The sequence below is a fragment of the Pseudomonas sp. HMSC065H01 genome, from assembly GCF_001815235.1.
In the GTDB taxonomy this organism is placed as follows: Bacteria; Pseudomonadota; Gammaproteobacteria; order Pseudomonadales; family Pseudomonadaceae; genus Pseudomonas; species Pseudomonas aeruginosa.
Genome location: NZ_KV819829.1, coordinates 74,053 through 87,455, shown reverse-complemented (window position 1 = coordinate 87,455; position 13,403 = coordinate 74,053). Strand labels below are relative to the sequence as shown.

Genomic DNA, 13,403 nt, shown 5'->3' with positions numbered 1-13,403 from the left:
ACCATGAGCCACGAACTGCTGCGGGAAACCCCTTCCCAGACCGCCGGTCCCTATGTCCACATCGGCCTGGCGCTGGCCGCCGCCGGCAACCCGACCCGTGACCTGGAGATCTGGAACCGCATGGCCCGCGAAGACGCGCCGGGCCAGCACATCCTCCTGCTCGGCCACGTCTACGACGGCAACGGCCACCTGGTGCGCGACTCGTTCCTGGAGTTCTGGCAGGCCGACAGCGAAGGCCGCTACCAGGAGCGCTACGATCCGGAGCGACCGTTCAACAGCTTCGGCCGCACCGCCACCACCTTCGATGCCGGCGAGTGGACCCTGCACACGGTCAAGCCGGGGGTGGTGCGTAACGCCCAGGGCGTGCCGATGGCGCCGCACATCAACGTCTCGCTGTTCGCCCGCGGCATCAACATCCACTTGCAGACCCGGCTGTACTTCGATGACGAGACCGAGGCCAACGCCGCCTGTCCGGTGCTCAACCTGATCGAGCAGGCGCCGCGTCGCGACACCCTGCTCGCGCGGCGCTGCGAAGTGGACGGACAGCTCGCCTACCGTTTCGACATCCGCATCCAGGGCGACAACGAGACGGTGTTCTTTGACTTCTAGGCGCATCGATCGCGCGGGAAGGAAGGGCGCCCTTGCCGGAGCGGCAAGGGCGTACCCAGAACCCGCCGATGGGTACCTGACATTACTCCCGGAGGGCGATGGGTAGCCCCGACAGTACTACAGTCGGAGGCGCTCCGGTCAATTGCGATGATCGAACGAGTGTCCGATAATCGGCGAGCCTTTCCGTGACCCGAGCCCGAACGTCCATGAGCGAACTCCCGGAACACCCCGCCACCCTGGCGCCGCCGACCGTCCTTTCGCCGGCCAAGCGCATCGAGGCCTTCACCGGCGATCCCAACTTCATGACCTCGCTGGCCCGTGGCCTGGCGGTGATCCATGCGTTCCAGGAGCGCAAGCGGCACCTGACCATCGCCCAGATCAGCCACCGCACCGAGATACCCCGCGCCGCCGTGCGTCGCTGCCTGCACACGCTGATGCAGCTTGGCTACGCCACCACCGACGGGCGCACCTACTCGCTGTTGCCGAAGGTGCTCACCCTCGGCCACGCCTACCTGTCGTCGACGCCGCTGGCGATCACTGCGCAGCCGATCCTCGACCGCCTCAGCGAACAGCTCCACGAAGCCTGCTCGATGGCCACCCTGGAGGGCGACGACGTGCTCTACATCGCCCGTTCGGCCACTCCCCAGCGGCTGATTTCGGTGGACCTCAACGTCGGCAGCCGGCTGCCCGCCTATTGCACCTCGATGGGCCGCATCCTCCTCGCCGCGCTGGACGACGACGCGCTGCACGCCTACTTCGGCGGAGTGGAGATGCAGGCCAAGACCAGCCGTACCCTGTATACCCCCGAGACCCTGCTGCCGTGCCTGGTGGAGATTCGTCGCCAGGGCTGGTGCATCGTCGACCAGGAGCTGGAAGTCGGCCTGCGCTCGCTGGCGGTGCCGGTACGCGACTCCGCCGGCCATGTGCTCGCCGCGCTGAACGTCGGCACCCATGCCGGGCGGGTCTCCCGCGCCGAACTGGAAAGCCGTTTCCTGCCGTTGCTGCTGGAGGCCAGCCGCGAGCTGAGCGCGCGCCTGTTCACCTGACGCCGGAGGCGATCCCCTCCACAAGTTTGGAAAAGGAACCCCCGCTTCCATCTGATAGTCGCAATCCTTGGGGACGCGGCTAGAATCCCTGCCAATTCCGGGAGTTTCCGGCCGGATCGGCCGGTATCTGTATGGATCGCGAAGGGGAAGGCATGTCAGACGCCAGAGGCGCTTTTCATTCCAAAGGTCGCTGGTCGCGGATGGCGCTGCCCGCCATCCTGTGCGCCGGCCTGCTTGTCGGTTGCGGCGCCGAGCCGCCCGCCGAGGAACACGTCCGTGTGCTGGCGCAGACGGTGAAGATGGCCGAGTTCGCCTCGGCCACCTCGATCACCGGCGACATCCAGGCACGGGTACAGGCCGACCAGTCGTTCCGTGTCGGCGGCAAGATCGTCGAGCGCCTGGTCGATGTCGGCGACCACGTCGCGGCTGGCCAGGTGCTGGCGCGGCTCGACCCGCAGGACCAGCGCAGCAACGTGGAGAACGCCCAGGCGGCGGTCGCCGCGCAGCAGGCGCAGTCGAAGCTCGCCGACCTCAACTACCAGCGGCAGAAGGCGCTGCTGCCCAAGGGCTACACCAGCCAGAGCGAGTACGACCAGGCGCTGGCCTCGGTGCGCAGCGCGCAGAGTTCGCTGAAGGCCGCCCAGGCGCAGTTGGCCAACGCCCGCGACCTGCTTTCCTATACCGAGCTGCGTGCCTCCGACGCCGGGGTCATCACTGCCCGCCAGGCCGAGGTCGGCCAGGTGGTGCAGGCCACCGTGCCGATCTTCACCCTGGCCCGCGACGGCGAGCGCGACGCGGTGTTCAACGTCTACGAGTCGTTGTTCAGCCACGATGTCGACGGCCAGCGGATCACCGTCAGCCTGCTCGGCAAGCCGGAAGTCACCGCCAGCGGCAAGGTCCGCGAGATCACCCCGACGGTGGACGAGCGCAGCGGTACGCTGAAGGTCAAGGTCGGCCTAGACTCGGTGCCGGCGGAAATGAGCCTCGGCAGCGTGGTCAACGCCAGCGTCGCCGCGCCGGCCGCGCACAGCGTGGTGCTGCCCTGGTCGGCGCTGTCCAAGGTCGGCGAGCAGCCGGCGGTCTGGTTGCTCGACCAGCAAGGCAAGGCGCGTCTGCAACCGGTGCGGGTGGCACGCTACGCCAGCGAGAAGGTGGTCATCGACGGTGGCCTGGAGGCGGGCCAGACGGTGGTCACGGTGGGCGGCCAACTGCTCCATCCGGGCCAGGTGGTCGAGGTGGCCCAGCCGCCGCAGCCGACCCAGAGCACCGCCAGCCGCGACGCCGTGGGCGGAGGCCAGCCATGAAGCCGTTTTCCCTCGCCGGCCTGTTCGGCTTCGCCCTGCTCCTCTCCGGCTGCGGCGACGAGCCGCCGCCGGCACCGCCGCGGCCGGTGCTGACGGTGACCGTGAAGACCCTGAAGAACGACGACCTCGGTCGCTTCGCCGGGAGCATCCAGGCGCGCTACGAGAGCGTGCTCGGCTTCCGCACCAACGGACGGATCGCCTCGCGCCTGTTCGACGTCGGTGACTTCGTCGGCAAGGGCGCGCTGCTGGCGACCCTCGACCCCACCGACCAGCAGAACCAGTTGCGCGCCAGCCAGGGCGACCTGGCCAGCGCCGAGGCACAGTTGATCGACGCCCAGGCCAATGCCCGGCGCCAGGAAGAACTGTTCGCCCGCAGCGTCACCGCCCAGGCGCGCCTGGACGATGCGCGGACCCGCCTGAAGACCAGCCAGGCCAGCTTCGACCAGGCCAAAGCGACGGTGCAGCAGGCCAGGGACCAGCTTTCCTACACGCGCCTGGTGACCGATTTCGACGGCGTCATCACCACCTGGCACGCCGAGGCCGGGCAAGTGGTCAGCGCCGGCCAGGCGGTGGTCACCCTGGCCCGGCCCGAAGTGCGCGAGGCGGTCTTCGACCTGCCCACCGAGGTCGCCGAGAGCCTGCCGGCCGACGCGCGCTTCCTGGTCAGCGCCCAGCTCGACCCGCAGGCCAGGACCACCGGCAGCATCCGCGAGCTGGGTCCGCAGGCCGACGCCTCGACCCGCACCCGTCGCGTGCGCCTGAGCCTGGCGCAGACGCCGGAGGCGTTTCGCCTCGGTTCGACCATCCAGGTCCAGCTGAGCAGCGCCGGTAGCGTGCGCAGCGTGCTGCCGGCCAGCGTGCTGCTGGAGCGCGACGGCAAGACCCAGGTCTGGGTCGTCGATGGGAAACAGTCCAGCGTGGCCCTGCGCGAGGTACAGGTGCTCAGCCGCGACGAACGCCAGGTGGTGATCGGACAGGGCCTGGCCGACGGCGACCGGGTGGTCCGCGCCGGAGTCAACAGCCTCAAGCCCGGCCAGAAGATCAAACTCGACGAGGATGCGCGATGAAGGGCGGTTTCAACCTGTCGGACTGGGCCCTGCGCCACCAGTCCCTGGTCTGGTACCTGATGGCGGTATCGCTGGTGATGGGCGTGTTCTCCTACCTCAACCTGGGGCGCGAGGAGGATCCCTCGTTCGCCATCAAGACCATGGTCATCCAGACCCGCTGGCCGGGCGCCACGGTGGACGACACCCTGGAGCAGGTCACCGACCGCATCGAGAAGAAGCTCGAGGAGCTGGACTCGCTGGATTACGTGAAGAGCTACACGCGACCCGGCGAATCGACGGTCTTCGTCTACCTCAAGGACACCACCAAGGCCGGCGACATCCCGGATATCTGGTACCAGGTGCGCAAGAAGATATCCGACATCCAGGGCGAATTCCCCCAGGGCATCCAGGGACCGGGTTTCAACGACGAGTTCGGCGACGTGTTCGGCAGCGTCTACGCCTTCACCGCCGACGGCCTGGACTTCCGCCAGCTGCGCGACTACGTGGAGAAGGTGCGCCTGGACATCCGCTCGGTGAAAGACCTGGGCAAGGTGCAGATGATCGGTGCGCAGAACGAGGTCATCTACCTCAACTTCTCTACCCGCAAGCTGGCCGCCCTCGGTCTCGACCAGCGCCAGGTCGTGCAGAGCCTGCAGGCGCAGAACGCGGTGACCCCGTCCGGCGTGGTCGAGGCCGGCCCCGAGCGCATCTCGGTGCGCACCTCCGGCAACTTCCGTTCGGAAAAGGACCTGCAGGCGGTCAACCTGCGGGTCAACGATCGTTTCTACCGGCTGTCCGACCTGGCCAGCATCAGCCGCGATTTCGTCGACCCGCCGACCTCGCTGTTCCGCTACAAGGGCGAGCCGGCCATCGGCCTGGCGGTGGCGATGAAGGAGGGCGGCAATATCCTCGAGTTCGGCGAGGCGCTCAATGCGCGCATGCAGGAGATCACCGGCGAACTGCCGGTTGGTGTCGGCGTGCACCAGGTGTCGAACCAGGCCCAGGTGGTGAAGAAGGCGGTCGGCGGTTTCACCCGGGCGCTGTTCGAGGCGGTGGTGATCGTCCTCATCGTCAGCTTCGTCAGCCTCGGCCTGCGCGCCGGGCTGGTGGTGGCCTGCTCGATCCCGCTGGTGCTGGCGATGGTCTTCGTGTTCATGGAATACACCGACATCACCATGCAGCGGGTTTCCCTCGGCGCGCTGATCATCGCCCTCGGCCTGCTGGTGGACGATGCCATGATCACCGTGGAGATGATGATCACGCGCCTCGAACTGGGCGACTCGCTACACGACTCGGCGACCTACGCCTACACCTCGACGGCCTTCCCGATGCTCACCGGGACCCTGGTGACGGTGGCCGGCTTCGTACCCATCGGGCTCAACGCCAGCTCCGCTGGCGAGTACACCTTCACCCTGTTCGCAGTGATCGCCGTGGCGCTGCTGCTGTCGTGGATCGTCGCGGTGCTGTTCGCCCCGGTGATCGCCGTGCACATCCTGCCGAAGACTCTCAAGCACAAGTCGGAGCAGAAGAAGGGCCGCATCGCCGAGCGTTTCGACAGCCTGCTGCACCTGGCGATGCGCCGGCGCTGGACGACCATCTTCCTCACCGCGCTGCTGTTCGGCGTGTCGCTGTTCCTGATGAAGTTCGTCCAGCACCAGTTCTTCCCGTCTTCCGACCGTCCGGAACTGCTGGTCGACCTCAACCTGCCGCAAAACAGCAGCATCCACGAGACCAGGGCGGTGATGGACCGCCTGGAAGCGACGCTGAAGGACGACGAGGACATCGACCACTGGAGCGCCTACGTCGGCGAAGGCGCGATCCGCTTCTACCTGCCGCTGGACCAGCAGTTGCAGAACAACTTCTATGGCCAGCTGGTGATCGTCACCAAGGACCTGGAGGCCCGCGAGCGCGTCGCCGCACGCCTGCGCGATCGCTTGCGCAAGGACTACGTCGGCATCAGCACCTACGTGCAGCCGCTGGAGATGGGGCCGCCGGTGGGACGGCCGATCCAGTACCGGGTCAGCGGACCGCAGATCGACAAGGTCCGCGAGTACGCCATGGGCCTGGCCGGCGTGCTCGACGGCAACCCGAACATCGGCGATATCGTCTACGACTGGAACGAGCCCGGGAAGATGCTCAAGATCGACATCGCCCAGGACAAGGCGCGCCAGCTCGGGCTTTCCTCCGAGGACGTGGCGCAGATCATGAACAGCGTGGTGACCGGCAGCGCGGTGACCCAGGTGCGCGACGACATCTACCTGGTGAACGTCATCGGCCGCGCCGAGGATAGCGAGCGCGGCTCGCTGGAGACCCTGGAGAGCCTGCAGATCGTCACGCCCAGCGGCACCTCGATCCCGCTCAAGGCGTTCGCCAAGGTCAGCTACGAGCTGGAGCAGCCGCTGGTGTGGCGCCGCGACCGCAAGCCGACGATCACGGTGAAGGCGTCGCTGCGCGGCGAGATCCAGCCCACCGACCTGGTCGCCCGGCTGGCGCCGGAGGTCAAGCGCTTCGCCGACGGCCTGCCGGCGAACTACCGGATCGAAGTGGGCGGCACGGTGGAGGAGAGCGGCAAGGCCGAGGGCCCGATCGCCAAGGTGGTGCCGCTGATGCTGTTCCTCATGGCGACCTTCCTGATGATCCAGTTGCAGAGCGTGCAGAAGCTGTTCCTGGTGGCCAGCGTCGCGCCGCTGGGGCTGATCGGGGTGGTCGCGGCGTTGCTGCCGACCGGCACGCCGATGGGCTTCGTGGCGATCCTCGGGATTCTCGCGCTGATCGGCATCATCATCCGCAACTCGGTGATCCTGGTGACCCAGATCGATGCCTTCGAGAAAGACGGCAAGACGCCCTGGGAAGCCGTGCTGGAAGCCACCCACCACCGCACCCGGCCGATCCTGCTGACGGCGGCGGCGGCCAGCCTGGGGATGATCCCCATCGCCCGCGAAGTGTTCTGGGGGCCGATGGCCTATGCGATGATCGGCGGCATCGTCGCCGCCACGCTGCTCACGCTGATCTTCCTGCCGGCGCTGTACGTCGCCTGGTACCGGATTCCGGAACCGGGACGCTGAGCGCGGCGTAAGGGGAAGGGGGCGCCGCCGTAGCAGAGTCTGTGCGGGGGGAAGGAGAGCGGACGGCGGGTGGGCCATCCGCCCCGACGCCGGGCAGGGTATGCCCGGCGTTGCTACGGCGACGGCGGCCAGTATAGGCAGCCCGGCGCCAGGGAAAATCCGACCAATTTACGAATCTGTTTTGCAACCGAGGTAATAGTGGACACATTGCAAGGCATGCGCGTGTTCGCCAGGGTGGTGGACAGCGGCAGCTTCACTTCCGCCGCCCAGGCCCTGGACCTGTCCACCGCGCAGGTATCGCGGCTGATCTCCGACCTGGAGGCGCACCTGCAGACGCGCCTGCTGCACCGCACCACCCGGCGCCTGGCCCTGACCGAGGCCGGCGAGCGCTACCTGGAGCGGTGCCGCGGGATCCTCGAGGACATCGAGGTCGCCGAGGCCGAAGCCGCCGGCGCGCACATCCGCCCCTGCGGCCGCTTGCGCGTGCAGTCGCTGATGGGCATGGGCCAGCATCACCTGGTGCCGATGATCGCCCGCTACGGCGCACTGTTCCCCGACGTGGTGATCGAGCTGACCCTGTCCCAGCGCAACCCGGACATGCTCGAGGAAGGCCAGGACGTGCTGATCACCGGCGAGCGCCAGTTGCCCGACTCGGAGTTCGTCGCCCAGCGCCTGGGCAGCATCCACAGCGTGCTCTGCGCCAGTCCCGGCTACCTGCAGCAGCGCGGCGTGCCACGCTCGGTGGACGACCTGGAGCGCCACGTCTGCCTGCGCCTGCAGGACCCGGCCTACCCGGAGGGCTGGATCTTCGCCGACGAGCAGGGCGAGCGCACCGTCAGCCCGCAGAACACCTTCATGGTCAATGTCGCCGAGGTCATGGCCCAGGCGGCCAAGGCCGACCTCGGCATCGCCCTGCTGCCCAGCTACGTGGCGGCCGCGGCGCTGCGCAACGGCGAGCTGCTACGAGTGTTGCCCGGCCATGCCATGCACCAGCGGACCATCTATGCGCTGTATCCCTCGCGGCGTTACCTGGACGCGAAGATCCGCACCTGGGTCGATCTGTTGCAACAGGAACTTCCCCAGGCATTCGCCCGCGACGAAACTACCATGCAAAGTTCAAGTTACTGGGCACAGTGAAGGATTGTTGTTATTGAGGTAATACTCTCTCGTCTGTTTGGCTATTTTTCCGAGCATGGCGGTTAACTAATATGGCGCCTGTCCCAAGTGAACAGGGTGTCATCGGAGACCCGCCATGAATCGCCAGATCCTTGCTGCCGCCATACTCAGTTTGTTTTCCCTCGCATTTTCCCAGGCCGGTTTCGCCGAAGAGTCCTCGCTGATGACCAACCGCATGGTCGACGCCAACCAGCAGGCCATCGAGCACCAGCAGGAACTTTCCGCCTCCGCCGCGCAGGCCGGGGCCCGCAGCGACTCCTGATCTAGCGCATGGCGCCAGCCGCGCCATGGCTTCCCCCGGGTACTCGGGAAGCGTGAGCCTGGGTACCCTGTCCTTGCGCCGCATATGATATGCGGCGTTTTTTTTGCCTTCCTGACCGTTCGGACAATTCTTGCAGAATATGTAAAAGACTTTCGTTGGATATCGGGTTTTTCCGATAGTGGCAAAAAAATATAATCGCGCCAGCTCAATGGATAATTGTCGCTGGCTGTCGACGATATTCGTTCTGTCTTCATCGATCTCGCCATGCAAGAGCGGGACGTGGAAAGCCTAAAGCCTGATGAGTCGAAGAGACTTTCAATAGAAGAGTCCGACTGCGTTCCAGCCGGTTTCCAGTGTCCGGAAATACACTGGCAAGACTTCCCGACGCCGAACTTTGATTGCTCCTATTCGACGTCTTCTCAAGGCCGCTGATACCAGCGGCCTTTTTTTTCGGGTTGCGCCCGGCTGGGCGCCCCATGGGAGCGATCGCCCGCGCGACGCCAGCAGAAGCGTCGCCGGGAACGACACCACAACACGCTTTCCGGCCTTGCCGGATTTCACCACGCTGTAAGAAGGAGCAACCGCAATGAGGAATCTGTTCGCCTTGACGCCGATGGCGCTGGCGCTGTGCACCGCGTCCGCCGCCTGGGCCGATGAGGGGGAAGCCAAAGAAGGCTTCATCGAAGGCTCCAGCCTCCAATTGCTGACCCGCAACTACTACTTCAACCATGACCGCCGGCACGCTTCCGGGCACGACAGCAAGGAATGGGCGCAAGGCTTCATCGCCACCTTTCAGTCCGGCTACACGCCCGGCGTGGTCGGCTTCGGCGTCGACGCCTACGGCATGCTCGGGCTGAAGCTCGACGGCGGCGGCGGTACCGGCGGCACCAGCATCCTGCCGATCACCGCGCCGAGCAAGGAAGGCTACGAATCCGGCAAGGCGCCCGATGAGTTCTCCAGTGGCGGGGCGGCGCTGAAGATCCGCGCCTTCGACACCGAGCTGAAGCTGGGCGACCAGTTCCTCAGCAACCCGGTGGTCGCCGGCGGCGAGTCGCGCATGCTGCCGCAGACCTTCCGCGGTGTGAGCCTGACCAACAACAGTTTCGAGGACCTGACCCTCACGGCTGGCCAGGTCAGTTTCACCAAGTACTACAACCAGAGTGGCCACCGTCGCCTCGGCTCGTACTACGGCGAACTGCCGGGCGACCGCGACAGCCATCATCTCAGCTGGCTGGGCGGCACCTGGGGCGGCATCGAGGGCTTCACCAGCAGCCTGTACGCCGCCGAACTGCAGAACGTCTGGAAGCAGTACTACGCCGACGTCGACTACACCTACGAGATCGACGACAACTGGTCGCTGAACCCCGGCGCGCACTACTACAAGACCGTCGACAGCGGCGACTCGTTGCTCGGCCGGATCGACAACAACACCTACAGCCTGCATTTCGCGGTCGGCTACAGGCAGCACACCGTCACCGCGGTGCTGCAGAAGGTCAACGGCAACACGCCGTTCGACTACATCAACCAGGGCGACAGCATCTTCCTCGACAACTCGCAGCAGTATTCCGACTTCAACGGTCCCAACGAGAAGTCCTGGAAGCTGCAATACGACTACGACTTCGTCGCCCTCGGCCTACCCGGCCTGAGCGCCTCGGCCTCGTACTCGCGCGGCAAGCTGGACCTGACCCGGGTCGATCCGGACAGCCCCGGCTACGGCGGCTGGTACAGCGCCGACGGCAAGAACGCCAAGCACTGGGAACGCGACCTCGACCTGCAGTACGTGGTCCAGGGCGGTCCGGCCAAGGACCTCTCGCTGCGCCTGCGCTGGGCCACCCACCGCGGCACCGGCGGCTACAGCGCGGTGGACAACGACATCGACGAATACCGGGTGATCGTCGACTATCCCATCGACGTGTTCTGAGCCCCGCGCGCTGGGCCCTTCGCCGGGCTCAGCGCTGGCGGAACAGTTCGCCGGGAGTGAAGCCGAAGAGTCCCTTGAAGGCGGCGATATAGGCCGAGGTCGAGTCGTAGCCGCTGTCCAGGGCGGCGCCGGTGACGCTGTCGCCGGCCTCCAGCGCGTTGAGCGAGGCGAGCAGGCGCTGGCGTTGGCGCCAGAGCCGGTAGTTCATCCCGGTCTCGCGCTGGAACAGGCGCGACAGGGTCTTTTCCGAGGTGCCCAGGCGCTGCGCCCAGTCGCCCATGGTCAGGCTCTGAGTCGGTTCGTCGATCAGTGCCTGGCACAGCCGCAGCAGGCGCGGCTCGCGCGGCATCGGCAGGGAGAAGGCGACCTCCGGCAGCAGCCGCAACTGGTCCAGCAGCACCTGCACCAGCCGCGATTCGGCGCTGTCGCCCTCCGGGTAGTCCACCGGCAACTCGCAGAAACTCTTGATCAGCTCGCGCGCCAGCGGCGTCACCTCCAGCACCCGGCAGCGCGTCGGCGCCCAGGCGCAGGCGTCGCCACGGATGTACAGGCTGCGCATCTCGGCGCGGGTGGAGGTGACCACCTCGTGTTCCAGCTGCGCCGGAATCCAGATCGCCCGCTGCGGCGGGGCGAAGAAGCTGCCCTCGGCGGTATGTACGCCGAGCACGCCGCTGATGGCGTAGGAAAGCTGTACCCAGGCGTGCCGGTGGCGCGAGGTCCAGGAGCCGGCGCGCAGGCTTTCGGCGCGCGCGTAGACCGGCCGTGGCAGGCGGGCGAGGGTGGGAATCGGGCGGTGCAGTTCCGCAGGCTGTCCGTTCATCGTCATGACTTGGCGTCGTGTCGCTAGTCGGCAGAGTCTGGCAGGGCTAACCTGCCGCCTCAAGTTTCCCGGAGCCCACGCCGATGCTCGACTTCTCCGCCCACGCGCTTCCCTACGCCTCGCAACGTTCGCCGGTCCATGCCCGCCGCGGCATGGTCGCCACCTCGCAGCCGCAGGCGGCGCAGGTCGGGCTGGAGATATTGCGCCGTGGCGGCAATGCCATCGACGCGGCGATCGCCACCGCCGCCGCGCTGACGGTGGTCGAGCCGACCGGCTGCGGGATTGGCGGCGATGCCTTCGCCCTGGTCTGGACCCGCGGACGCCTGCACGGCCTGGACGCCAGCGGGCGCGCGCCGGGCCTGCTCGATCGCGAGCGGGTGCGCGCCGCCGGCCACGAGCGGATGCCGCTGTACGGCTGGACGCCGGTCACCGTGCCGGGCTGTCCGGCGGCCTGGGGCGAACTGTCGCGGCGCTTCGGCAAATTGCCGTTCGAACAACTGCTGCGGCCGGCGATCGAGCTGGCTCGCGATGGCTTTCCGGTCTCGCCGGTGATCGCCCGCCTGTGGCAGAGCGGCCTGGACAAGTTCCGCGCGGCGTTGCCGCAGCGGCCCGAGCTGCGGGCCTGGTTCGACGAGTTCCTCATCGACGGCCGGGCGCCGCGCGCCGGCGAGGTGTTCCGCCAGCCGGGCCAGGCCGACACCCTGGACGAGCTGGCGCGCAGCCAGTGCGAAAGCTTCTATCGCGGCGAGCTGGCCAGGGCCATCGTCGGCCACGCCGAGCGCAGCGGCGGCTACCTGCGCGCGGAGGACCTGGCCGGCTACCAGGCGAAGTGGGTCGAACCGATCTCACTGAACTACCGTGGCTATGACGTCTGGGAGATTCCGCCGAGCGGCCAGGGCCTGATCGCCCTGATGACCCTGAACATCCTCAAGGGCTTCGAATTCGGCGAGCGCGACTGCGCGCGGACCTGGCATCGCCAACTGGAGGCGATGAAGCTGGCGTACGTCGACGGGCTGCACTACATCAGCCAGCCGCAGTCGATGCGGGTCTCGGTCGAGGAACTGCTGCACGAGGACTACGCCGCCAGCCGCCGTGCGCTGATCGGCGAGCGCGCGCTCGATCCCAGCCCCGGCCAGCCGAGGCCGGGCGGCACGGTGTACCTGGCCTGTGGCGACGAGGAGGGCAACCTGGTCTCGTTCATCCAGAGCAACTACCACGGCTTCGGCTCCGGCGTGGTGGTGCCCGGCACCGGCATCGCCTTGCAGAACCGCGGCGCCGAGTTCAGCCTTGATCCGGACCACGTGAATTGCCTGGAGCCGGGCAAGCAGACCTTCCACACCATCATTCCCGGTTTCCTCAGCAAGGACGGCGTGCCGCTCGGCCCGTTCGGCGTGATGGGCGCCTATATGCAGCCGCAGGGCCACGTGCAGATGGTGATGAACCTGGTGGACTTCGGCCTCAACCCCCAGGCTGCCCTCGACGCGCCGCGCTGGCAGTGGCTGGGCGGGCTGCGCGTCGGCATCGAACATGCCGCGCCGCGCGCGCTGGCGGCGGAGCTGGCGCAGCGTGGGCACCAGGTGGAGATCGCCTACGACTCGACCAGCTACGGGCGCGGCCAGATCGTCCTGCGCGACCCGGCCAGCGGCGTGCTCTGTGGCGGCACCGAGCCGCGCACCGATTCGCAGATCGCGGTGTGGTGAGGGGACCCATGTGGGTGAGGCGGGGAGACCTGTCCGGCGGATAATGCCCAAGGCGTATCCGCCCTGCGGATGGCGAAGCAAGAAGTCCCGGCAGGCATAGGCTGCCAGGCGACCCGTACTCGAGCGCGCTCCGCTACGCAACATCGAGAGCGCCTTCTGGATGTCATGCCACCGGAGTCTCCCAGGCCCTGGCGAATTTACGTCCGGGCGTCCTGAAACCCGACGAAAAACCCCATTCGGGGATGAATTCCGCCCGCCGTCTCTGGCATCATCCGCGCCGCTTCTCGCCCGAACGCCGGGGCGGTGATGTGTAGAAAGACCACGCACTGTTTTGTGTACAAAAGTCTGCTGATTCTTTTTGTCACAAATCGTTTTTGTGTATCCAGTTTTCTTCGCGCTGCCAACCCAAAGTCGAGCACGCCCCTCCCGACCACGCACCAGTGCAAGGCAAAAA

Annotated in this window: 10 protein-coding genes; 9 read left to right on the top strand and 1 reads right to left on the bottom strand. The window is 67.0% G+C overall.

Annotated elements, in window-relative coordinates; genetic code table 11:
- Positions 1-3: 3 nt before the first annotated feature.
- The 8 genes from pcaG (at position 4) to HMPREF3014_RS01425 (ending at position 10,429) form a co-directional block, all read left to right on the top strand.
- Positions 4-609 (top strand): protocatechuate 3,4-dioxygenase subunit alpha, encoded by a 606-nt coding sequence (gene pcaG, locus HMPREF3014_RS01465; protein WP_003102189.1) that lies wholly within the window; start codon positions 4-6, stop codon positions 607-609.
- Between the two features lie 206 nt (positions 610-815).
- Positions 816-1,655 (top strand): IclR family transcriptional regulator domain-containing protein, encoded by an 840-nt coding sequence (locus tag HMPREF3014_RS01460; protein ID WP_003083866.1) that lies wholly within the window; start codon positions 816-818, stop codon positions 1,653-1,655.
- 152 nt (positions 1,656-1,807) lie between these two features.
- On the top strand, positions 1,808-2,959 hold the full coding sequence (gene triA / locus HMPREF3014_RS01455) for a triclosan efflux RND transporter adaptor protein TriA (RefSeq protein ID WP_073647849.1): 1,152 nt from the start codon (positions 1,808-1,810) through the stop codon (positions 2,957-2,959).
- On the top strand, positions 2,956-4,026 hold the full coding sequence (gene triB, locus HMPREF3014_RS01450) for a triclosan efflux RND transporter adaptor protein TriB (RefSeq protein ID WP_023086867.1): 1,071 nt from the start codon (positions 2,956-2,958) through the stop codon (positions 4,024-4,026). Before triA ends, triB begins: the two co-directional genes overlap by 4 nt.
- On the top strand, positions 4,023-7,070 hold the full coding sequence (triC, locus tag HMPREF3014_RS01445) for a triclosan efflux RND transporter permease subunit TriC (protein ID WP_003102199.1): 3,048 nt from the start codon (positions 4,023-4,025) through the stop codon (positions 7,068-7,070). Before triB ends, triC begins: the two co-directional genes overlap by 4 nt.
- Positions 7,071-7,268: 198 nt before the next feature.
- Positions 7,269-8,207, top strand: a complete 939-nt coding sequence (locus HMPREF3014_RS01440; RefSeq protein WP_003118585.1) for a LysR family transcriptional regulator — start codon at positions 7,269-7,271, stop codon at positions 8,205-8,207.
- 115 nt (positions 8,208-8,322) lie between these two features.
- A complete protein-coding gene (locus tag HMPREF3014_RS01435) occupies positions 8,323-8,508 on the top strand; it encodes a hypothetical protein (protein WP_003083879.1) in 186 nt (61 codons plus the stop codon).
- A gap of 586 nt (positions 8,509-9,094) precedes the next feature.
- Positions 9,095-10,429, top strand: coding sequence for an OprD family porin (locus HMPREF3014_RS01425; protein WP_003102204.1), 1,335 nt, complete (start codon positions 9,095-9,097; stop codon positions 10,427-10,429).
- 28 nt (positions 10,430-10,457) lie between these two features.
- On the opposite strand, the gene HMPREF3014_RS01420 is transcribed toward HMPREF3014_RS01425, so the two are convergent.
- A complete protein-coding gene (locus tag HMPREF3014_RS01420; RefSeq protein WP_003083886.1) occupies positions 10,458-11,255 on the bottom strand; it encodes an AraC family transcriptional regulator in 798 nt (265 codons plus the stop codon).
- A 77-nt stretch (positions 11,256-11,332) separates the two neighbouring features.
- On the opposite strand from HMPREF3014_RS01420, the gene HMPREF3014_RS01415 reads away from it, so the two are divergent.
- Entirely contained in the window at positions 11,333-12,949 is a 1,617-nt protein-coding gene (locus tag HMPREF3014_RS01415) for a gamma-glutamyltransferase family protein (protein ID WP_003102206.1), read from the top strand.
- Positions 12,950-13,403: the final 454 nt, after the last annotated feature.

Coding starts and splice junctions, on each gene's coding strand:
- pcaG (WP_003102189.1), top strand. CDS start 4: ATGAGCCACGAACTGCTGCGGGAAACCCCTTCCCAGACCGCCGGTCCC.
- HMPREF3014_RS01460 (WP_003083866.1), top strand. CDS start 816: ATGAGCGAACTCCCGGAACACCCCGCCACCCTGGCGCCGCCGACCGTC.
- triA (WP_073647849.1), top strand. CDS start 1,808: ATGTCAGACGCCAGAGGCGCTTTTCATTCCAAAGGTCGCTGGTCGCGG.
- triB (WP_023086867.1), top strand. CDS start 2,956: ATGAAGCCGTTTTCCCTCGCCGGCCTGTTCGGCTTCGCCCTGCTCCTC.
- triC (WP_003102199.1), top strand. CDS start 4,023: ATGAAGGGCGGTTTCAACCTGTCGGACTGGGCCCTGCGCCACCAGTCC.
- HMPREF3014_RS01435 (WP_003083879.1), top strand. CDS start 8,323: ATGAATCGCCAGATCCTTGCTGCCGCCATACTCAGTTTGTTTTCCCTC.
- HMPREF3014_RS01425 (WP_003102204.1), top strand. CDS start 9,095: ATGAGGAATCTGTTCGCCTTGACGCCGATGGCGCTGGCGCTGTGCACC.
- HMPREF3014_RS01420 (WP_003083886.1), bottom strand. CDS start 11,255: ATGACGATGAACGGACAGCCTGCGGAACTGCACCGCCCGATTCCCACC.
- HMPREF3014_RS01415 (WP_003102206.1), top strand. CDS start 11,333: ATGCTCGACTTCTCCGCCCACGCGCTTCCCTACGCCTCGCAACGTTCG.